This window comes from Acinetobacter sp. X9 (genome assembly GCF_054889255.1).
Map to the genome: position 1 here is coordinate 2,397,298 of NZ_CM142679.1, position 19,808 is coordinate 2,417,105.

General features: G+C 36.5%; 23 protein-coding genes and 1 pseudogene. 4 read left to right on the forward strand and 20 right to left on the reverse strand.

The window, feature by feature from the left end:
* Nucleotides 1–26: 26 nt before the first annotated feature.
* From ACYU0V_RS11355 to ACYU0V_RS11395, 9 genes are all read right to left on the reverse strand, one after another.
* Complete coding sequence (locus ACYU0V_RS11355) at nt 27–842, reverse strand: putative hydro-lyase (protein ID WP_447511658.1); 816 nt, start codon at nt 840–842, stop codon at nt 27–29.
* A 2-nt stretch (nt 843–844) separates the two neighbouring features.
* On the reverse strand, nt 845–1,609 hold the full coding sequence (locus ACYU0V_RS11360; RefSeq protein ID WP_461847499.1) for a LamB/YcsF family protein: 765 nt from the start codon (nt 1,607–1,609) through the stop codon (nt 845–847).
* Between the two features lie 34 nt (nt 1,610–1,643).
* A complete protein-coding gene (locus tag ACYU0V_RS11365) occupies nt 1,644–2,897 on the reverse strand; it encodes an NRAMP family divalent metal transporter (protein WP_014206320.1) in 1,254 nt (417 codons plus the stop codon).
* A gap of 345 nt (nt 2,898–3,242) precedes the next feature.
* The gene (mumR, locus tag ACYU0V_RS11370) at nt 3,243–4,154 is read right to left on the reverse strand and encodes a LysR family transcriptional regulator MumR (protein WP_014206319.1); all 912 of its coding nucleotides are present in this window, start codon (nt 4,152–4,154) and stop codon (nt 3,243–3,245) included.
* Between the two features lie 91 nt (nt 4,155–4,245).
* The gene (locus ACYU0V_RS11375; protein WP_017400102.1) at nt 4,246–4,425 is read right to left on the reverse strand and encodes a zf-HC2 domain-containing protein; all 180 of its coding nucleotides are present in this window, start codon (nt 4,423–4,425) and stop codon (nt 4,246–4,248) included.
* Nucleotides 4,419–5,039 (reverse strand): RNA polymerase factor sigma-70, encoded by a 621-nt coding sequence (locus ACYU0V_RS11380; RefSeq protein ID WP_086265092.1) that lies wholly within the window; start codon nt 5,037–5,039, stop codon nt 4,419–4,421. Before ACYU0V_RS11380 ends, ACYU0V_RS11375 begins: the two co-directional genes overlap by 7 nt.
* Nucleotides 5,040–5,041: 2 nt before the next feature.
* Complete coding sequence (locus tag ACYU0V_RS11385; protein ID WP_086265093.1) at nt 5,042–5,797, reverse strand: HvfC family RiPP maturation protein; 756 nt, start codon at nt 5,795–5,797, stop codon at nt 5,042–5,044.
* Nucleotides 5,748–6,611 (reverse strand): HvfB family MNIO-type RiPP peptide maturase, encoded by an 864-nt coding sequence (locus ACYU0V_RS11390; protein WP_461847503.1) that lies wholly within the window; start codon nt 6,609–6,611, stop codon nt 5,748–5,750. The genes ACYU0V_RS11385 and ACYU0V_RS11390 overlap by 50 nt, the downstream gene beginning before the upstream one ends.
* Before the next feature lie 69 nt (nt 6,612–6,680).
* Nucleotides 6,681–6,989, reverse strand: coding sequence for an HvfA family oxazolone/thioamide-modified RiPP metallophore (locus ACYU0V_RS11395; protein WP_004642275.1), 309 nt, complete (start codon nt 6,987–6,989; stop codon nt 6,681–6,683).
* Between the two features lie 164 nt (nt 6,990–7,153).
* Between ACYU0V_RS11395 and ACYU0V_RS11400 the strand changes: the two genes are divergently transcribed.
* Nucleotides 7,154–7,756, forward strand: a complete 603-nt coding sequence (locus ACYU0V_RS11400) for an HvfX family Cu-binding RiPP maturation protein (RefSeq protein WP_461847505.1) — start codon at nt 7,154–7,156, stop codon at nt 7,754–7,756.
* A gap of 128 nt (nt 7,757–7,884) precedes the next feature.
* On the opposite strand, the gene ACYU0V_RS11405 is transcribed toward ACYU0V_RS11400, so the two are convergent.
* From ACYU0V_RS11405 to ACYU0V_RS11445, 9 genes are all read right to left on the reverse strand, one after another.
* A complete protein-coding gene (locus ACYU0V_RS11405) occupies nt 7,885–8,829 on the reverse strand; it encodes a DUF4424 family protein (RefSeq protein ID WP_199992801.1) in 945 nt (314 codons plus the stop codon).
* A gap of 122 nt (nt 8,830–8,951) precedes the next feature.
* The gene (locus tag ACYU0V_RS11410; RefSeq protein ID WP_017481463.1) at nt 8,952–9,296 is read right to left on the reverse strand and encodes a hypothetical protein; all 345 of its coding nucleotides are present in this window, start codon (nt 9,294–9,296) and stop codon (nt 8,952–8,954) included.
* Nucleotides 9,297–9,610: 314 nt separating this feature from the next.
* Complete coding sequence (locus ACYU0V_RS11415) at nt 9,611–10,069, reverse strand: hypothetical protein (protein WP_262729510.1); 459 nt, start codon at nt 10,067–10,069, stop codon at nt 9,611–9,613.
* A gap of 250 nt (nt 10,070–10,319) precedes the next feature.
* Nucleotides 10,320–10,514, reverse strand: a complete 195-nt coding sequence (locus ACYU0V_RS11420; protein WP_133480554.1) for a hypothetical protein — start codon at nt 10,512–10,514, stop codon at nt 10,320–10,322.
* 174 nt (nt 10,515–10,688) lie between these two features.
* Nucleotides 10,689–11,006 carry a hypothetical protein gene (locus tag ACYU0V_RS11425; protein WP_005802557.1) on the reverse strand — a complete coding sequence of 106 codons (318 nt, stop codon included), beginning with the start codon at nt 11,004–11,006 and terminating at the stop codon, nt 10,689–10,691.
* A gap of 140 nt (nt 11,007–11,146) precedes the next feature.
* Nucleotides 11,147–11,851, reverse strand: a complete 705-nt coding sequence (locus tag ACYU0V_RS11430; protein ID WP_461847509.1) for a hypothetical protein — start codon at nt 11,849–11,851, stop codon at nt 11,147–11,149.
* Between the two features lie 285 nt (nt 11,852–12,136).
* A complete protein-coding gene (locus tag ACYU0V_RS11435; protein ID WP_461847510.1) occupies nt 12,137–13,432 on the reverse strand; it encodes a serine hydrolase domain-containing protein in 1,296 nt (431 codons plus the stop codon).
* A gap of 10 nt (nt 13,433–13,442) precedes the next feature.
* Entirely contained in the window at nt 13,443–14,609 is a 1,167-nt protein-coding gene (locus ACYU0V_RS11440) for a carbohydrate porin (protein WP_461847512.1), read from the reverse strand.
* 483 nt (nt 14,610–15,092) lie between these two features.
* The gene (locus ACYU0V_RS11445) at nt 15,093–15,950 is read right to left on the reverse strand and encodes an SDR family oxidoreductase (RefSeq protein WP_032003269.1); all 858 of its coding nucleotides are present in this window, start codon (nt 15,948–15,950) and stop codon (nt 15,093–15,095) included.
* Between the two features lie 127 nt (nt 15,951–16,077).
* Here ACYU0V_RS11445 and ACYU0V_RS11450 point away from each other — a divergent pair, with 127 nt between their 5' ends.
* The gene (locus ACYU0V_RS11450) at nt 16,078–16,434 is read left to right on the forward strand and encodes a winged helix-turn-helix transcriptional regulator (RefSeq protein ID WP_032003267.1); all 357 of its coding nucleotides are present in this window, start codon (nt 16,078–16,080) and stop codon (nt 16,432–16,434) included.
* A gap of 83 nt (nt 16,435–16,517) precedes the next feature.
* Here the strand turns inward: ACYU0V_RS11450 and ACYU0V_RS11455 are convergent.
* Both ACYU0V_RS11455 and ACYU0V_RS11460 read right to left on the reverse strand, forming a co-directional pair.
* A pseudogene (locus ACYU0V_RS11455) lies at nt 16,518–17,072 on the reverse strand (TetR/AcrR family transcriptional regulator).
* A gap of 709 nt (nt 17,073–17,781) precedes the next feature.
* Nucleotides 17,782–18,024 carry a CPCC family cysteine-rich protein gene (locus ACYU0V_RS11460; RefSeq protein ID WP_032003265.1) on the reverse strand — a complete coding sequence of 81 codons (243 nt, stop codon included), beginning with the start codon at nt 18,022–18,024 and terminating at the stop codon, nt 17,782–17,784.
* Nucleotides 18,025–18,243: 219 nt separating this feature from the next.
* Between ACYU0V_RS11460 and ACYU0V_RS11465 the strand changes: the two genes are divergently transcribed.
* Together ACYU0V_RS11465 and ACYU0V_RS11470 are read left to right on the forward strand one after the other, a co-directional pair.
* Nucleotides 18,244–18,753, forward strand: coding sequence for a GNAT family N-acetyltransferase (locus ACYU0V_RS11465; RefSeq protein WP_461847514.1), 510 nt, complete (start codon nt 18,244–18,246; stop codon nt 18,751–18,753).
* A 38-nt stretch (nt 18,754–18,791) separates the two neighbouring features.
* Nucleotides 18,792–19,412: an NUDIX hydrolase gene (locus ACYU0V_RS11470; protein WP_461847516.1), complete on the forward strand. Its 621-nt coding sequence runs from the start codon at nt 18,792–18,794 to the stop codon at nt 19,410–19,412.
* Nucleotides 19,413–19,808: the final 396 nt, after the last annotated feature.

The following is a 19,808-nucleotide window of genomic DNA, read 5'->3' on the forward strand; positions in this document are numbered from 1 at the left end:
TCCTTTTTAATTCTTCTTTAGTCCAGTTAGCCAATCCAAGCATGGTCAGGAATATCGGTAATAAACATGTGACCCGGTGCATGACTAATCGCAAAAGGAATTTTCGAGTTCATGACGGCAGCTTGCGGTGTTACGCCACAGGCCCAAAACACTGGAATTTCACCCGCTTCAATACGAGAAGCATCGCCAAAGTCTGGCTTATTTACATCCAAAATTCCTAAGCTTTCAGGGTGCCCAATATGTACAGGTGCACCATGCACGCTTGGCATACGTGCTGTAATTTTTACCGCTTCACTAATTTGATGCGATGGAATTGGTCGCATTGAAACCACCATATTTCCTGAAATACGGCCTGCTGGTTCACACTGAATATTGCTCAAATACATCGGTACATTGGTGTCGTCATGAATATGACGAACTTCAATGCCCGCTTCTTGCAAAGCTGTTTCAAACGAAAAACTGCAACCAATTAAGAATGTCACCAAATCAGGATGAGCGTTATAAATCTCTCTTGCATCGGTCACTTCATCGACCATTTCGCCATCTTTCCAAATGCGATAACGTGGGAAGTCAGTGCGAATGTCTGAGTCTGCTGCAAGCTTAGTTGCATAGATGCCTTCTTCGAGCACATCAAGCACTGGGCAGCTTTGCGGATTACGGTGTGCATAGAGCAAAAAGTCATATGCCCACTCTTTTGGCACCGAAATCATGTTGACCTGCGTCATGCCCGCAGCCATGCCTGCTGTCGGTTTATCAAAACCAGCACGGATTTTTAAACGCGCATCTAATGCGGCTTCAAGCTGAGCTGGGTCGACTTTAATATCCTTATACATGGTGCTCATCCTTATGCTTTGTTTACAAATGGGCGGATTTCAATATTATTTTTTACAAGCTCGGCTTTAATGGCTGCCGACATCTCTAGCGCACCGTCGGTATCACCATGTAAGCAAATGGTGTCGGCTTGAATTGGGGTAAATACGCCGTCAATTGACTCAACTCCACCATTTTTAAGCATAGACACCACGCGGCTTGCTACAAATGCCGAGTCATGTAAAACCGCACCTTCTAGACGGCGAGAAACTAATGAACCATCACTGTTATACGCACGGTCTGCAAATGCTTCTGATACAACTTTTAAACCAGCCGCACGTGCTTGCTCTACCAAGTTCGACCCAGCCAAAGCCACTAAGACCAGTTCAGGGTTATACATTTTAATCGCATCAATCACGGCTGCTGCCTGAGCTTGGTCATGTGCAATGGTGTTGTAGAGCGCGCCATGTGGTTTAACGTATTGCACTTTTGAACCTGCTACTTTAGTCAAGCCATCGAGTGCAGAAATTTGGTAAAGCACATCGGCAATCAGCTCGTCACGTGACAAATCCATATTACGGCGGCCAAAGCCTACAAGGTCTGGGTAAGACACGTGGGCCCCTATAGTCACACCAAGCTCAACAGCTTTACGAACCGTTTTTAAAATGCCGAGTGGGTCGCCAGCATGAAAGCCACAAGCAATATTGGCACTGGTCACGACAGGTAAAATCTGGTCATCATTACCCATTTTCCATGAGCCAAAGCTTTCACCCAAATCACTATTTAAATCTACAAACATGGCATTATTCCTTTATTACTTAACAACGTCTGGCTTAAAGCTTGGTCAAATAGTTAAATACAGTCGTAAACGACATATAGCCCATCCACCACGTTAACAGACATGTTAATCCACCTAAAATAAGCAACCATTTTGGATAGTTATAATTACCCATTAAATCTTTACGGCACGCGGCAACATACACAAAAATTGTAAGGCCAATTGGCAACACCAATCCGTTAAAACCACCTACGAAAATGAGTAGGCCTGCCGGAGTTGCACCCAATAACACATAAAGTAATAAAGCCAATGCGATAAAGGTAATGGTCGTATAGTTGGTTTGCTTTGGTGTTAAGTTCTTTTTAAACGCAGTAAAGAATGACACCGAAGTATATGCTGCGCCAATGGTGCTACTAATTCCTGCTGCCCAGAAAATTAAACCAAATAATTTAAAACCAAATGTACCCGCTGCATATTGGAATGCTTGAGCTGCTGGATTGGCGTCATGGCTAGCTAAATCAATCGTTGCACCGCTCACCACCACACCTAAAAAAGCCAAGAACAACACATAGCGCATGATGCCGACCACAACAATGCCCTTGGTCGCAGCTTTAGCAACTTCATCAATATTTTCAGGGCCAACAGCACCTTTATCGAGTAAACGGTGTGCACCCGCATAACAGATATAGCCACCAACCGTACCGCCAACAATGGTGGTAATAATGGCAAAGTCGATCTGATCTGGAGCAAAGGTTTGATGTACAGCTTGCCCGACAGGAGGCATCACAATGACAGCAACGATAATAATCAGGAGGATTTTAAGTAATCCCAACACGATCATGCTTTTATCCATGGCAAGCGTTGCTTTTCTTGAAGCAAAAATCAAAATGGCTAAAGCACCACTTAAAATACCGCCCCACTTTGTGTCGAGGCCAAAAAGCGCATTTAAACCTAAAGCTGCACCAGCAATGTTACCGACACTAAAGAAAAACCCGCCCAAAATCACTAGAAACGCCAGTAAATAACCACTACCCGGCAATGCTTTATTGGCAATGTCTGATGCACGCATTTGAGTAAGTGTGACCACTCGCCAAATATTTTGTTGAACCACATAATCAATCAAAATGGAAACTAAAATGGCAAAGCCAAATGCCGCGCCTAACTTGACTGTAAATACAGCAGTTTGGGTTAAAAATCCGGGCCCCATTGCAGAGGTCGCCATCATAAAGATCGAGGCCACAATGGCCCATTGGCGATCTGATAAAAAAGAAGATTTCAGTAAAGACATATTAATGCGTTCCTCATCCATTTGAGCTTAACAACGCTATTTTCAAGTTGAACCAAGAACACCATTTTTTTGTCCCAAACGATATTCTTTAATCCTTTAAAATGACAAAGATTCCCTGTTCCCCAATTAACACAATCGGTGATCAAATCTTGTGTCTAAAATAAAAACATAGCTAATCCCTACGGACAATAAGACTTTTTACATAAAATTAAAAATTCAAATATTTGATTTTTAATGCTTTATTAATTATTAAAAAATCAGGATAAGCTTTACTTATTGAAGTTAATAAGCTGCTTTTATGGTTTTACATACAAAACAGCTTTTTTAAATAAGAAAAAATAGGGATAAAAGACACACAAAAACAGCTTATTTTTTAATTTGCTCATTGAGTCTTTTCATAGCGCATTCAGAGACCTTAACCGCAACTTCGGTTAATTTCTCTTTTAAGGCAACATCGTTTCCTTGAATGTAGATCGAGGTGAAATGGAACGTTTTTAACTGAATAGGCGTATTTAATATTTCTAGTCGGCCATCAGTAATTTCTTTTAGTGCTGTTAAGGTCGGCACCACAGCAATACCCAAACCCTGCTCGGCTAAACGCAATAAAGTTGCCAATGAATAACTGGTAATTGAAAGTGGTTCATCAATCCCTTGCTCTTTCATTCGTGCTTTCAATTCTTTATAGGGATAGGTAATTTTTGGATAAGTTAAAATGGTATGCGACATTAATGTTTTAAAAGACATTTGAGCAACACCACCTTTAAATGAAGGTGAAGCCAAGAAACTTAGTTCAAAGTCACACAAAGCTTGTTCAATACACTCAAAAGCTAAAGTGGGCCCAAGTAAAAAAGCCATGTCTAAGTCACCTGTCCGAACACCTTCTTGTAAGTTTGGCGTAAGGTCTACCACAATTTCTACTGAAATTTTGGGGAACTCTTGCTGAACCTTTTCGATATATTCAACCAACCATGTATAAACAATAGTTTCGGAAACGCCTAAACGAATGGTGCCAGTCAGGTGCTGATTTTCGGTAAGCTCCGCAACCAGATCGGTCTCTAGTCGCATAAATTTTTCGGCGTACTTAAATAGAGTTAAGCCTTTGTGTGTTGGTTTAAGCTGCCGATAACTTCGATCTAAAACTTTAAAGCCTAATTCATTTTCAAGAGATGTGATTTTTTGAGAGACCGCAGGCTGGGTGGTTTGTAATTTAGTCGCGGCCTTATTGAAGCTCTTTAAAGTCACAACCCAATAAAATGCTTCAAGATTCTTTAAATTCACGTTTCATCCTGTCTTAAAAAACTCCTTTACTTTTATAGTATGGGAGTTGTTAGCGTGATTAGGCTAGCAATAAATAAATTTTTAAATAAAATTAGCCATCCAAATTTTTAAATGCTTTAGAAAGCTGACTAATTGTTTTGATCTGTTTTGAATAACGGCGGCATGAGCGGCACGCCAATAAATGCAGTTGTAAACCACTTTGCTCACGTAATAACAATGGTCTATCTTGCTTTTCAGACAACAGTTGAGTGGCTTGTCGACATGTCAGCATGAACAATCCTCCTTCAATAACCATTTATTTTCTAAACATTCACGTAGTCGGGTACGACTCCGATACATCAACACATTAAAGTTTGAGATAGACAATTCCAACTTGCTACAAATCTCATTAGAACTCAGCTCTATCACCTCTCTCATCATAAAAACTTGAGCATATTTGGCAGGTAAATGATTTAAACAAGCTTCAAAAATCATCCAAAAATCTGCCTGCTCCATCATTTCTTCAGGGCTTTGCCATGCTTGAGGCGCTTCATATTTATGCCAATGTCCAGAAGCATCAAACAGTGCATCAATACTCAGTTCACTTTCCTCATCTTTAAATAATTCTGTCATTGAGACCAAACGCGATTTTTGCCGAATCACATCAATAATTTTATTTTTTAAAATCGCGAACACCCATGTTTTAAACGCAGCACGTCCTTTAAATGAATCTAAATGCTGGAAAGCACTCGTTAATGCCTCTTGCACCACATCTTCAGCTTGAGGAAGAGAAGAAAGCTGTAAAAAAGCAAATTTTATCATTTGCTGTCTTAAGTCTTGTAAAAAGCCTGGATTATGCAGCTGATCCCCTATTTCTTCATGATCTGATGCCACGGCTGAAGTCATCCTTATACCTCTTTAAAATCATGGGGAGTTTGAATCAATCGCATTCGAGTTAAAAGTGCTTTTAGTTCTTGAATCTGCAGATAAATATCATGTTCAGATAAATCAGTGAGTACAGATTGAATCAGTGTATGAATATCTTGGTCAGTTAACTTTACATTTTGAGTCAACTGTTCAATCACCATAGCAAACAAAGGCGAAAGCTGTTCAATACATACTTTGTCTTGTTCATCTCGCCAAACCATAATTGCTCCAGGCATAGGCTCGACCTGTTCTGGAGTCATTAAAGTTGTCCACGTATAAACGCGATATTGATAAACCAATACCCATACCTTTGTGGTTAACTGCCAATTACAGTTTTCCTGCAAAGCTATTTTTTCAATTTCAACAGTGTCTAAATACAACTCAAGCCATTCAAACTGCAACAACTCAGCCAACCAAGGATATTCTTGCAATATCGGGTGCTGCTGATCTGTCAAATACTCTCTAAACTCAAGAGAAATATCATTATACAAAGGCGAGCGGCACTGGGCTTTTTGAAAAAACTCCGAGAGTAATTGTTGCCACTTTAACTCTGGCAACATCGCACGAGCCACGGGATAAACTAAATCAATAAATGAACAGACATTATTAAAAAGTAAGTCTCGATAAATATTCATTCGTTCGGCAGGAAGAGCTTGAGGTAATTCCAAATCAGGATCTCTAATCCAGTCACAAAACTGTTGTTGCATGGTCTGAAAGGATATTTGATTTTCCTTCATAGCCACTCTCCTGTTGTTGAATTATTTTAATTTTGGCTAGCTCGTCTTCTAGCTCTTGCCATGATGGAATATTAAAGTCGCGTTCAAGTAAAGTTGCTTTCACACCACACACTTGATAGGTATATCTCAATAGTTCCCATACGCGATCACAAACTTCTGAGCCATGCGTATCAATTAATAAATTTTTCTGAACTTGTTCATGTCCAGCAATATGTAAATAACGTATTCTTTCTTTTGGCATGTCCCGAATAAATCCAAATGCATCACTGCCATGGTTAATACTGTTGACATAGACATTATTTACATCCAGAAGCAAATCACAGTCTGCATATTGAAGAACTTCACGGATAAACTCCGCTTCACTCATTTCAGCATTTGGCATTAAATAAGTAGAAACATTCTCTATGACTAATCGTCTTCCTAAAATATCTTGAACACGTAAAATACGTTCAGCGACATATTGAACAGCCGCTTCAGTCATGGGGATTGGCAACAAGTCATATAGATAGCCCCCATCATTTGTATAACTTAAATGTTCAGAATAAATAGAGACATCATATTGTTCTAAAAAGCTTTTTATTTTTCCGATAAATTCAAGATTGAGTGGATGAGGACCGCCAATAGACAATGACAAGCCGTGACAAATTAACGGCGCTTTTTCAACACACTGTGCGAGTAATTTAGCGTGTCGTCCACCAAAACCTAGCCAGTTTTCAGGAGCAACTTCGATAAAATCGGGATATGTTTTTGCATCTAAAAACGAGTCTATAAAATCACGCCTTAAACCCAGCCCTACGCCTGACAAATCCATCATGGTGATTTCTCCTTTTAGAAACGATGCCGACACTTATCAGAAGGTCGACATCATCCATGATCAGATTGTTTACTTAGCGCCGCACTTACCGTCAGCGACTTTTTTATCTGCACCGCACTTGCCGTCCGCTGCTTTTTTGGTTGCTCCACATTTACCATCAGCTGCTTTTTTATCTGCACCACATTTTGCTTCGGCAGACTTTTCGTGGTTTTTCATTTTGCTAGCACCGCATTTTGCTTCACCGCATTTTCCATCTGCTGCTTTGGTTGCATGTGCTTCGGTTGTTGTATGGGTTGCTGCTACCGCCACTTGTGTAGCGCCAGCAACTGAAAGTGCTAATAATGCCGCCACTGAAGTCATTGAGTTGAGTTTGTTCATTTTAGTATTCCTTTAAAGATAAATTCTCGGTTTGTACATTTGTACGTATAGTTAGACGGACCAAATCCTTTTTTATTACACCGTAAATAAAAATTTTTTTTATGTAAGAAATACAGTCTTTATCCGACTAATTAATATTCAATCGCATCGGATGTGAAATTATCATGAAGAATTTTATTTATGGCTTATCTCAATATTATCAAAAACTGGGTAAAACTCTACAACATGCGGACGGCATCGCAGCTCTGGCTCTTCGATTATATTTAGTTCCTATATTTTGGATGGCCGGCACAAATAAATTAATGCACTTTAATGACATTGTAGAATGGTTTGGCAACTCAGATGGAGGTTTAGGACTTCCCTTTCCGTATGTAATGGCCCTGCTTGCAACAACGACTGAATTAGCAGGTGCAATATTATTAACATTTGGTTTGCTAACGCGTTTAATTAGTATTCCCCTCATTATTACGATGTTAGTTGCTATATTTACGGTCCATCTACTGAATGGATGGCAAGCGATTGCTGATCCAAATGCACCCTTTGCAAACATGCAGGTCTTGGCCTCGGCTGAAAAGTTAGAGAAAGCTCGTGAAATATTACAAACCTACGGCAATTACGACTGGCTCACGTCTAGTGGTTCGTTTGTAATTTTAAATAATGGAATTGAGTTTGCCGTTACGTATTTAGTCATGCTTCTCGCACTGCTTGTTCTTGGAGGCGGCCGTTATTTCAGTTTAGATTATTGGATTAAAAAGAAGCTGCTCTAATTAATCATTACGCTCAGAATCCTACTGACAGCAACATAGAGCATCTTTTTCTTATTGTGTGCCATGTCTGGTTCATGACACACAATCAATATTGAGGCAATTTGGTCAAACCAGAAGCTTGTATGAAATTATCGAACTCTCACAAAAATAATATCTAGGTCCTTTTTGGGTACAAACCTAGTCTTGGTCATTTGAAATTGAGTTGGACTAATTTTTTTAACTGGCCCATCCCAACAAAATGAAACCAGTTCGTCTTTATCGCGCTCAATGGTTAACTTAAAGTTTTCAATTGGTTTTGCCCAATTTGCGCCCGTCGTCAAAATATAACCCAAAGCACTAAACGGCGAATTTTCTGCACTGGCTTTTTTTAAGCCCTGTTTAAATTGTTTATCCATACAAAATTGCTGGTTATATTCATCTGGATAGAGAGCTACAGAGCCACCGACCAAAGGTTTGTATTCATGATGAATCTTAGTCAAACCATTGGCTTTAAAAGTCTGCTTCCAACTATAGATCACTTGAGATGACCATGGAATTACATCATCTTTTTTAAATTTGGCTAAAATTTTCTGTATTTGCGGCTTATTACATTGTTTTAGCTTATCTACATAATACTCATAATCATAGTTAGTACGAGTCCACGGATTTAGCATCTCTTTTTCACTAAAACCGCACTGTTTAAACTCATCCGTAGCATCAATCAGGGGCGATTTTTCATCTTTTTGAATAAAGGTTCTGACATGCATCTCCGGCTTTATATTTTTACCATCCACCACAATTTTAAAACTTTTTAAAAGCTGTTCGGTGTGAGCAAAATCAGCCTCAAAAAAATTATCAATGCGCGGTAACGGAAATAAGATGGTTTCCGTTACGTCTTTATTACTTAAGTTTTTATAAAGATAGTCGACCTTAATCAGTTTTTTACTGATGAATAGATCTTCGCTTTGCATGGTAATCTGCGAGTTTTTGAGATATTGAATCCCACCCGTACCCACGTAACCCGTAGAGTCGTTGGCTAGACCATAGGTGGATAACGAAGCTAAAACAGCAAAGGTTAATGCAAACGTTTTCATTTTAAAGCGCTCTGTCATTTTCTAATTATAAAATATCGATCTGGAATAAAGCATAACTATTTAAGCATAGATACGATTAGTTTTTTAGTAATGACTCATATATCGCTTTAAATCTAAAAACTTTAATGAAAACTTAGTTTTTGTCTCGTCATCTTTTTAGGCACACTAATTTTTCCAATAAAGTTGGTTAGCCATAAAATGCATTCATCACGATGTTCAAAGTGAGGCATCAAACTAAGGTCAATTTTTATATCTCTATCTGCCAAAGGCAAACTCAAGCAATATTCAAAGTCAATCGACTTATATTTTAACCTCAGATCTTTTTCTTGGGCCTGTTTTTTGATTTCCGCCATGATGCGGTTAAGGTTAACAATCAAATTATTGGAAACTTGATTATTTTCATAGACACGTTCATAGACGTTTTCAGCAACATCAATGTATTTTATAAGCTCTGCATTTTCATTCATATCGTTCACTTTCTCTTTTTTTTTAAAGATTATGAACAGCTAAATGTTTAATTGCGTTACTTGGCACATTGGTTATGTGAAAAATGTATCTTTTCCTTTATTGCAATATAAACTTAAATCATTGTTATTTATTATAAAACATAAAAATCATGCATATTTACATACAATTAATCTTGTCTATGATCTGAGTTTAAACATAAGAAAAAATTGAGTTATCAATTATATTTAGTCAAAAAAAACCGCCCCAGAAGGCGGTCGCTGAGTTTAAACCAGCAGTATATAGAAGCAAGGTGGACGTTCGCTTCTATATTCTTTTATGAAGGAGTTTTATTGGTTTTCATAAAATCCTCAGATTTAAAATAATTGATAATCATGTCTGCATGCTCTTCTTTTGCAGGAGCAACAGTTACAGGAAACGAATCTTTCGACATCTTAAAACCTGGTGGTAAAAAATGCGAAATTGGTGGCAATTTAGGCTTTCCCCCTTCTGTGATTCGCTCAATAAAACCAGCCAACCATAGAAGATATTCACCTTCGTTTGTAAACTTTGGCATGACACTCAAATCAATTTTAACTTTACATTCACTTAACGGTTTAGTTAAGTTTTCTTCAAAGTCTATATAGTTGAACTTGAGCTTAAACTCAGTCCCCTTGATGGCTTTTCGGGTCTGACTAATTAAACAGTTAAGGTTCTGAGTAATGTCATCAGTGAATAAGCCATCTTTTTTTATATTTTTATAAACCTTTTCGGCTACAGCTAGATACTTTGGCATTAACCTCTCTCCGTCCTATTGTTATAAAGTTCTGATCTATGAATGTCTTATGTATTTGATTATGCTTAAACTCATGTAATTAAAGGTAACCTTATTAGACTTGTTTGTAAGTAGTTGGTGCTTTATGTAAAGCGCACCAATAAAATACCGAAAAAAATTATGGTTTTGATAACTCATCCGCAAAAATGCATGGTTGAATAGAGAAAGTTTGAAACATTTATTTTCATATTAATTTTACCATTTGGTAAAATTAATATGCTTTCATTTGCTTATCTCGTCTCACTAAACCCAGAACAGCTCGACGCACTCGTATTTCTTCTTCAGAAAAAGGTAAATGCTCGATGAGCTCCCAAATTGAGAGAGAATTATTTTCGATCAAAAAGCAGTCTTGCTCTGTTGTCCAATTAGTCGTAGCCGATTCAGTTTGTTTTAAATAGCGTTTCATATTTCCTAGCAGACTTATTTACATGTACAAAAAGCCTGCCTTTAGGCAAGCTTATATTTCAGATTTTGAATTGATCATTATTATAGCAGTCTATACATGATATGTTCAGTTAATATTGTAGCTGCCCTAACTAAACATTATAAAAAAGCCCACTTACTGTGGGCTTCTAAATGGTTATTGTGCGGCATTTACCCCAACAATAAACTGACTACAATTAGAACCTTCAGATGCATTACCTAATTGCTTTTCAGAGAATTTAAATTTAGAGGCAACTGACTCGTAATCTTTTTTAAGGGTTTGGCCAGTTAACTCTCCAAGCTCTTTGACTTGTTCTGGTTGTAAGATGCCATGTTCAACTGCTTGATTTACCATGACACAGGCTGTGGTCATCGCGTCATAACGCGCAGCAGTTTTAGAGTAACCTAGAGCACCGATTACACCACCAATAATTAAGCCAATAATCACCGCTAAAGTTACGTGCATTTTATTCATTTTTTAAATACCTAAAAATCTAACGAAAAGACGAACACTTCAAAAGGATGTGCTCAAGTCCAATCAAGATAGCGTTATTTACACGATATAAAAAGTTAGATTCTGTCACATTTGTTGATAGTTAAGATATTTCTAAACCATCAAGGTAAAAATGGCTTTGTGAGAAATACAAACCCGACAGAGAAAAAAGCATTATCGTGATGAGACATTTGATTGCCATAACTTGCATCTAATTGCACAAGATCCTTATAAATCATGTATTTAAAACCTGTTTGATAAAAGGAGTTATTTCGGTCATTACCATACACTTCGGCTGTGAACGTTAATGGGTTAGCAAATTGTGTTTCAGTTCCAATTCCCCACGTGGTCTGGTTTCTATGCGTAGCATTTTCACGCAGCCAACCAATATTGGTATGGATTAAAAATTTATCATTCAGTGTAGAAACACTTAATGGAACATTAACCGTCCAATCTTTTTTTGAAGAATCTTTGGTATTAATTTGAGTGCCAAAAGAAAAGCCGATTCCCCAATCATTCGTTTCTAAGGGTTTTAATAAGGTTTTACCTTGTAAAGTTGCATAACTGACATGCTCAGTATCATCGTTTACTCTTCCCATCCCTACCGCAAATTCAAAATTGCCACCAAAATTACAGGCTGGTGTTGCCCAATATTCTTTGCTGTCAGAGTTATGCTGTGCCCATGTTTCTAGCTGACAAGTTTTTGGAGAAACAAGAGCGGCATCGTCAACAACCATAGGTCGTCCACTATAGCTTGCATTAGATAATGTGAATAAACAGAAACCAGAAATAAGTGAGCGTTTCTTTAAAGTAAATAACATTGGCATCACTCCCATAAGTCATGGAGCACATGCAAGTACTGCAACCCAACATGATTAGATCATGGGTTAATAATAGGAATGAAAAGATGAAAATAAAAAAACCTCTTCTTGCATCCACAAAAAGAGGTCTGTCAGGACTTCAGTGGATACTTAGACTATTACCGATCGACTACTGTCACTCGAACAAGTACTCACATTGAAGCTCCTAAAAATTAGTTGGGCGGATTCTAAAATTCCCGTTGTTAAATATCAAGTTAAAATTTCATGACAATCTAAGCCATAGAAAACTGCTTATTTTTGCTCGGTAAGATGCTGAGTTACCGCATTAAAAAATAAACTTTTTTCATTATCAAGCTCAGCAGAAGGCATCGCGGTTTCCCACGTGCTCCACTGCATCATAACAATCTTGTCTTTAGGGTTAATGGCTAACATCTGCCCAAAAATACCCAGTCCCCAGAAAGTTTCATCAGAATTTTGTGTACTTAATGGTGAACCTTTTTTTGCATGTGAGTTCCACCATTGAAAACCATATATTCCTTTTGGATAGTTTTCTGAGACAGAGCCTTTCGCTTGATTCCATTTGGTCGCTTGTGCTGTCCAGCCATCAGGTAACATCTTGTCGCCATTAGAAACACGTCCTTCATTCAATATAAATTGTCCGAAACGCGCATAATCACGTAACGTTGCATTAAACCCATGGCCCCCCATATCAACTTGATTGCGGGTATACGACTGCCAAACACCTTCTCGCTCCATGCCTACCCGCTTCCAAACATTATCTTCTAGGTATTTAGCAATATTTTCATGTGTAGCAGCTTCTAACACTTTACCCACCAGATATGACCCACCTGTGCTATATGACCATACCGTTCCCGGTTCATATTTCGCTTTCAGGTTTTTCACATTTTTATAGACACAAGCATCTGGATTGTTAGCTGCCTCACAATAGGTCATTTTTGCAAAATCTGAATTTGGATCTTTATAATTTTCATTCCACTCAACACCCGAAGTGTGTTGCAAAAGCTGTTTTAAGGATACTTTTTCCCAAGCAGTTCCTTTCAAATCTGGTAAGTATTGAATGATTGGATCATCTACCGATTTGATTTTACCTTGTTGAATAGCGACACCTATAAGCGTTGCCACAATAGACTTTGCCACTGAACGAGAAGTCCATAGAGTCGTTTCATTGTTGCCTTGTCCGTAATATTCATAAGCAATTTTGCCGTCTTTTAATACGATCAAACCTGCAACACTTTGATTTTTTAAGTAGTCATTTAAATTATAATTTTTGCCATCTACCGAGTAATGGATATCCTTATTTTTAATGCTGTTCTTTAGTTTTGGAAGTGCCAGTATATTTTTCTTATCGGGGTGAAAAACACTGCCATCATAACTACGGAATGTATTTCGAAAGCCCACCACCCTTTGTTGTTGTGTCCATGTCAACATATCATGTGGGTCAGGTAATTTTTTATCCACGGTCATTGGACAGTCCTTTAGTTCCAATTGCTGACAGCTATATTCAGCACAAGCGACACTACTGACGAATAGACCAGTGAACAGTAGGCTTATTTTTGTAATCTTCATCTTTTTTCCCTTAGTAGAGCTTAATTTGCGTGACTAAACCGACAATCACATTGCTATTGAAGGCTTTTCCTGTAGAGCGGTAGTAGTTATCTGGATTCCAGATGTATTGTACGAATGGGCTTAGAGTCAGACGTTTGTAATTAATATCGGTATCTAAAGAAAGAAAAGAGGTTGTTTTATTATTATTGCCATTAATTTTTTCTGTCATTAAAACATAATCATTATTGAGTTGAGACTGACCGAACTTCAAGCCTAAATGATTTTTACCTTGATTGATTTTATAGCTTAACCCGAGTTCCCAATAATTTTTATAAGGCTGATTTTTCTCATCAATATATGAGTAAGCACCAAATACAGTTGGAATATTCTGATTATTAAAATCATGGTTAAACCTAAAATTCAAACCATCTGTACCATTATATTTTTCTTGAGTATATGCATTACGATATTCAGAATTATTATAAAAATATAATAACTCTGCTTTAGTATTTTTATCTTTATATCCCATACCATATACTTGGGTATAACCTAGTTGGTGATGAAAGGAAAAATCTAGTCCTTTTTTCTTATAGACATAATCATCTGTGTTGACCTCAAAAACCCCTGCATGCATATAGATATGGTCTGATAAATTATATTTGGCATAACCGCCCCAATACGCATAGTTAGTCGGCAATGAACCCATTGCGCCTTTAATTGGGTCAGTACACAACAGGATATTTTGACAATTGTTATAGAGGAAATATCGTCTTAGATTGGTACGCCCAACGGACGTATAGAGTTTTTTATCATTCCAATACTTATCCCAAGTCAGCAAACTGAGTTGGGATGAAGCCAAATCATTGGCAGCAATGGCTCCACCGACATAACTTCCTACTCCGCCAAACCAATTGTTTGAAGTATTTAACTGTGCATCATCATTTAAACCATTAAACACATATTGTGCTTTTAAAACCCCAAAGTCATGACTTTCATTCGCCAATTTAATTTCAGTATTTAAAAACAAACCTGCTGAATTAGTAAAATTGTCATCTACAGCACTTTCTTGGCTATACATCGCTAAATCAATAAAATTAGCTGTGAACTTGAAATTGTCTTTTAGGCTCACTTCTGCATTTGCACTCATACTATATAAAAGCATGAGTGTACCTATACATCCTTGTTTAGATATATACATAGAATCCTTTCCTTTAAATATAATTAATCATTTTCCTAGTTTTATATTTTTATAATTAAAAACTTGGTATAATGATTATTTCTAGCTCAATTTAATATTTATTAACTCTGATAATTTTTGAATATCCTCCACCACAAATTAATAAATTATATTTAATAAATATTGATAATTTTGGCTTACTGATTTATTTCAGTCCCATTTGATAAATCTGATTTCAACATATTTATATTGGTTTGACTTGTGTGCGAATGACATCAATTTTGTCTAAAAATGACATACTATTTTTTAATACTTAGACTATTAGATAATCGAACAAGCTTCTTATTAATTTTAAATATCAAAAACTTAAACCACAAATCATTATAGTTATATCTTTTAATTCAAATAAATAAAGGCTTGAATTAGATCAATTCAAGCCTCTTTGGTTTCAGACAAGTGATAAATATATTGTTAACTTAAAAGATCTTTCTAAAAAGCTTCTACTTATTTTAAAAACTCTTTCACGGTTTCTTGCATACTTGTCGTTGCACGGCCAATGAGCTGATGCAGATCTTTGCTATCACTATATAAACCGTCTTTAGATACGCCTTCATCCGAATCTGCCAATATATGAGCAAACCCTTCTGGTACACCAACCTGCACTAAAAGTGCTTTATATTCTGCTTCAGGTAAATCTTGATAAGTTATATCTTTTTTAGTGATTTCGCTTGTCCATTTTGCAACATCATCAAGCGTATAACTTGTATCACCTGCCAATTCATAAATCTTATTTTCATGCCCGTCTTGCGTTAATACCACAGCGGCCGCAGTTGCATAATCTAGACGTGAAGCAGAAGAAATTTTACCGTGATGAGTTGCCCCAAAAATTTTGCCATGCTCTACCGCTTGTTTAAGACCCATTGCATAATTTTCGTTGTACCAGTTATTACGTAATAACGTGTAGGGAATATTTGATGCTTTTAAATATTGTTCAGTTTCAACATGTTCTTGTGCAAGTAAAAGTGGTGTTACATCTGCTTTTAATAAACTTGTGTAAGCAATAAATTTTACATGTGCGAGTTTTGCTGCATTAATAATATTTTGGTGTTGTACCGTACGTTGACCAATTTCATTTGATGAAATTAATAAAAGCTTATCAATACCTTGTAGTTGCTCTGAAAGTTTTTCTAAGTCATGAACATAATCAAAAGGACGAACTTCTACCCCTTTTGAACTTAAATCTATAGCTTTTTCTGGATTACGGACTAATGCCACAATATTTTTTGCTTCGGTCCGTTCAAGTAATTGAGAAATAACGAATTGACCAAGTTGACCTGTTGCACCAGTAACTGCAATACGCATGGTGATCTCCATCTGATGTAGTTGAAATATTTCAATCATCGTAGTATCTTAACTTACTAAAAGTAAGTACTTACCTAAAAGTAAGTTCAGCATTAAATGTAAACTTTTGTAATGCAGGTAATAAGCAATGAAAGGTCAGGTTTTTGCAGCAGATTGTCCATCTAGAAAAATTTTGTTGACACTAACGAGCCGTTGGAGTGTTTTAATTTTAGTTGCACTACGTGATCAACGTTTACGCTTTAATGAATTAAAAAAAATAATTGATGGCATTAGTGAAAAAATGCTGGCACAAACCTTAAAGTCACTTGAGCAAGATGGTTTTATTTATCGTCAGGATTATGCCGAAGTGCCCCCTCGAGTAGATTATCAATTAACGGACTTTGGTCGAGAAGCTTCCGAACGCCTTTTTGATTTAACTGATTGGCTTGAAAATAATATATCTCGGTTATTAGAAAAGCAGCCTCGTTCAGACTTAGTTTTATAAGCAAATTTCAGCATATTTAAACTCGCTTCACGACTGATATATCTTCATTTAACTTTGATCAGCAAACGTAGAGTCCGACTCTATCATCTAAACCCCAACAAAAAACACTCAAGCACTCTCTCCCGCTCGATTGCCACATCCGAGCTTAAAAGCTGAATAATTGCACCTTCAATCATATATAAAAATAGCTTAGCGTCTTGAAAGGTAGCATCGATTTTGAGTTTTATAAGCTGGCTATAAATTTCATTAAGCAGCCATGTTCTATATCTCACTGCCGTTATATAGGCTTTTGGATAGGCCAGTTTAGTTTCAAAAATTGCTTTAAATAATAGGTAATACATCCCCTCTAAATCGGTGTGTAGGTAATAAAGTTTCTTGAGTTTATCCTTCACGTTTGTACCTTGGTCGTACTGAGCAATTCAAACTACTTTTTCTTTTAAACGTTCTTTTTGTACGATCAAACAGATTTCAACAAATCGCTCTTTAGAGTGAAAATAATTATAAAAAGTGGCTTTCGGAATTTTTGACTCTTTAACGATTCTATCTACCCCAACGGTATGAAAGCCACGATGGTGAAATAAATCAATCGACTTATTGATGACTTGAATAGCGCGTGTTGAGAGAACTAAATTTGGCATAGTCTTACCGTTATAAAATTATTGTTGTTTCTAAATGAGATACTTTTTTGGGAGAAAAAAAGGCACAGCAAAGCCCGTAAGACTGTGCTTGGCACATCTCAAGTTTTATTGTTGATTAAGTTTTAAGACGAAGTAATTTAAAGCCTGAAAACCTTACGGCGATCAAACTGCTTTAAAAGTTTAAGCTGTGTCGTTATAACTTTTGGCAAAGGCTGCCAAGAAATAATGGATGTGCAAAGCCAACTCCTTTTTATTGGGAGTTCTGCCAGACATTAGAATTATGGTGGCAGAACGGAAGAGGGTTCGCGGACTGGTTTCGACTCCAGCACACCCGAGGGTGTCCCTCTCCCGTCCTACCGCTACGGGAGGGAACGAGATGCACACAAGACTATTCCTCAGAAGAAATAATCCTGATGTGGTCGAAAAAAGCGGTCCGCGACGACCGACTGGCAATGTGGCCAGCAGGCGAAGAATAATATTCAGACCTCTTTCAGTCAAGCACACAAAATGACATTTGTTTTAAAATAGATCATTAAAAAGTAAGGATAAATAATTAAAATTTATTGTTAAATTGGAGTTTATAAAAGACTAAAATAAAGACAAATGGCTATTTTTTCTGCTTTAAGAATTTCCAATAAATTGATAAAACCTTATTACATAGGATGTAAATATATAATTTTATTCCATCCCATTCATACAAGTATATTTATCAAGGTATTTCCTTTTCAAGAGGTTTACGGACATACGGTATCAATTCTTTTTTTATTGCTCCAAATAATTGAAAATTTTGTTTAGCCATATTTAAGCTAATGCCATTTGCCCCACCCATATAATCAGGATCTTCATTTTGAACATTATCATCTTCCCAAAAACAAATTGGACAGATTTCAAACGAATCATAGGCTAAGTCATCAAATGTAAGATAACCACAACATAGACATGCGTAAGACACTATTTTCTCCCATCTTTGTCTATTCCAATAAAGTATACCATCAGTATGTTTAAACACATTTTATGGATAGTTCATGAATGTGTTCCTCTATTTTTAACATTCAAAACTAAAATTTTTTTATAGCTATTATTAGTGATAGTTTATTATTTATTTTAACCCTACTATGAATAATATATTTTTAATAACAATTAAACTTAAGTAATTTATATAAGGAAGATTATGGATTTACATGAAGTGAGCATCTCTACTGAAAGACTCAATCTAACTCCTTTTACGGCAGAAGATGCCGATGAGACATATAACTGTATTACGCCTACTCTGACACGCTATATGGCGTGGGACCCTCAACCAAGACATGAGTTTGATCAAACTTGGAATGCTTGGTTAAAAAACTTCGAAACTGGATCTGAAATTATATTTGTTATAAGAGATGTACATACTCAAATATTTATAGGCCTTGTTGGCCTCCATCGTATGCAAACTCCTCATCCAGAGTTAGGCATATGGATAAGCGAAGATTATCATTATCATGATTATGGAAGAGAAGCTGTATCAGCAGTCGCTAAGTGGGCAGTCGACTTTGTTAAACCAGACTATTTTATTTATCCAGTTGCTGAAGAAAATTATCCAAGTCGAAAAATTGCTGAATCTCTGGGAGGTAAAGTCGTTTCAAAATCTACAGGCCCCAAATATGAATTTGTAACTTATGAGATTCCTGTTAACTCTTAGATCAATAAAAAATTAATATATTAAAGGTATCAATTCCAATGAATGACTCAGTTAAGTGGTTAGAAACTTTAAATAAAATTACTGGTATTGCTCAAACAGGTTTACATTATTCAAAAGATGTTTATGACAAAGAGCGTTATGAACAACTCTTAGAGCACATTGAGTATTTATTAGAATTAAAAGAAATCAAAACAGAAAATTTTATTAATAACGTGCTCCAAGATGTAGGTTATGCCACTCCGAAACTAGATGTTAGAGCAGTTGTTTTTAAAGAAAATAAATTATTATTAGCAAAAGAAATTGGAGACGGGAAATGGTCTGTTCCGGGTGGATGGGCTGACGTAGGTTACTCAGCATCGGAAAATGCTGAAAAAGAAGTTATAGAAGAGACAGGTCTACGAGTTAAGGCGATTAAGTTATTGGCTTTAACAGATAGAACTAAGCACCCACATCCTCCAATGTTTTTACATGTGTATAAGGCTTTCTTCTGGTGCGAAATTATTGATGGTGAACTGACACCAAGTATTGAAACACCCGAAGTTGGATTCTTTGGTAGAGATGAGTTACCGCCTATTTCTACAGCACGTGTAACAGAAGAGCAAATACAGCAATTTTTTGATTATTTAGAGTCAATACCAGACGTTACTAAGTTTGATTAATTAAAAATTCAATGTAAGGCAGATCTCTTATTTAGAGTTCTGCCAAAATATTAAAATTATGGTGGCAGAACGAAAGAGGGTTAGCAGACTGGTGAAATATTTAACCAGCACACCCGAAGGTGTCCTTTCAATAGATTAGGCAAAGATAATTACATATTTTTTCAAGTTATCATTCAACAAGAACTTGTTATATATAAAATGAGGTTCTAAGGTTTATGTATATAAAAAATATAGCTATGATGCAATATATTATTGTAAAAAATATTTATACTAATAATCATTAAAAAATCATATATTAGCTTTTAAAGCAGCCCTATATTTAAAAACCTTCTTTTAAAATTAAATTATAAAAGCCTATAATTATATAGGCCTTTATAATTCATAAAATTAAATAAA

What these genes read in the sequence shown, in the direction of transcription:
- ACYU0V_RS11430 (WP_461847509.1), bottom strand. Translation starts at nt 11,851, where the DNA reads ATGCCAATGTTATTTACTTTAAAGAAACGCTCACTTATTTCTGGTTTC.
- ACYU0V_RS11450 (WP_032003267.1), top strand. Translation starts at nt 16,078, where the DNA reads ATGAAAGGTCAGGTTTTTGCAGCAGATTGTCCATCTAGAAAAATTTTG.
- ACYU0V_RS11435 (WP_461847510.1), bottom strand. Translation starts at nt 13,432, where the DNA reads ATGAAGATTACAAAAATAAGCCTACTGTTCACTGGTCTATTCGTCAGT.
- ACYU0V_RS11400 (WP_461847505.1), top strand. Translation starts at nt 7,154, where the DNA reads ATGAAGAATTTTATTTATGGCTTATCTCAATATTATCAAAAACTGGGT.
- ACYU0V_RS11380 (WP_086265092.1), bottom strand. Translation starts at nt 5,039, where the DNA reads ATGACTTCAGCCGTGGCATCAGATCATGAAGAAATAGGGGATCAGCTG.
- ACYU0V_RS11470 (WP_461847516.1), top strand. Translation starts at nt 18,792, where the DNA reads ATGAATGACTCAGTTAAGTGGTTAGAAACTTTAAATAAAATTACTGGT.
- ACYU0V_RS11425 (WP_005802557.1), bottom strand. Translation starts at nt 11,006, where the DNA reads ATGAATAAAATGCACGTAACTTTAGCGGTGATTATTGGCTTAATTATT.
- ACYU0V_RS11440 (WP_461847512.1), bottom strand. Translation starts at nt 14,609, where the DNA reads ATGTATATATCTAAACAAGGATGTATAGGTACACTCATGCTTTTATAT.
- ACYU0V_RS11410 (WP_017481463.1), bottom strand. Translation starts at nt 9,296, where the DNA reads ATGAATGAAAATGCAGAGCTTATAAAATACATTGATGTTGCTGAAAAC.
- ACYU0V_RS11385 (WP_086265093.1), bottom strand. Translation starts at nt 5,797, where the DNA reads ATGAAGGAAAATCAAATATCCTTTCAGACCATGCAACAACAGTTTTGT.
- ACYU0V_RS11360 (WP_461847499.1), bottom strand. Translation starts at nt 1,609, where the DNA reads ATGTTTGTAGATTTAAATAGTGATTTGGGTGAAAGCTTTGGCTCATGG.
- ACYU0V_RS11355 (WP_447511658.1), bottom strand. Translation starts at nt 842, where the DNA reads ATGAGCACCATGTATAAGGATATTAAAGTCGACCCAGCTCAGCTTGAA.
- ACYU0V_RS11390 (WP_461847503.1), bottom strand. Translation starts at nt 6,611, where the DNA reads ATGATGGATTTGTCAGGCGTAGGGCTGGGTTTAAGGCGTGATTTTATA.
- ACYU0V_RS11405 (WP_199992801.1), bottom strand. Translation starts at nt 8,829, where the DNA reads ATGAAAACGTTTGCATTAACCTTTGCTGTTTTAGCTTCGTTATCCACC.
- ACYU0V_RS11465 (WP_461847514.1), top strand. Translation starts at nt 18,244, where the DNA reads ATGGATTTACATGAAGTGAGCATCTCTACTGAAAGACTCAATCTAACT.
- ACYU0V_RS11395 (WP_004642275.1), bottom strand. Translation starts at nt 6,989, where the DNA reads ATGAACAAACTCAACTCAATGACTTCAGTGGCGGCATTATTAGCACTT.
- ACYU0V_RS11415 (WP_262729510.1), bottom strand. Translation starts at nt 10,069, where the DNA reads ATGCCAAAGTATCTAGCTGTAGCCGAAAAGGTTTATAAAAATATAAAA.
- ACYU0V_RS11375 (WP_017400102.1), bottom strand. Translation starts at nt 4,425, where the DNA reads ATGCTGACATGTCGACAAGCCACTCAACTGTTGTCTGAAAAGCAAGAT.
- ACYU0V_RS11365 (WP_014206320.1), bottom strand. Translation starts at nt 2,897, where the DNA reads ATGGATGAGGAACGCATTAATATGTCTTTACTGAAATCTTCTTTTTTA.
- ACYU0V_RS11420 (WP_133480554.1), bottom strand. Translation starts at nt 10,514, where the DNA reads ATGAAACGCTATTTAAAACAAACTGAATCGGCTACGACTAATTGGACA.
- ACYU0V_RS11445 (WP_032003269.1), bottom strand. Translation starts at nt 15,950, where the DNA reads ATGCGTATTGCAGTTACTGGTGCAACAGGTCAACTTGGTCAATTCGTT.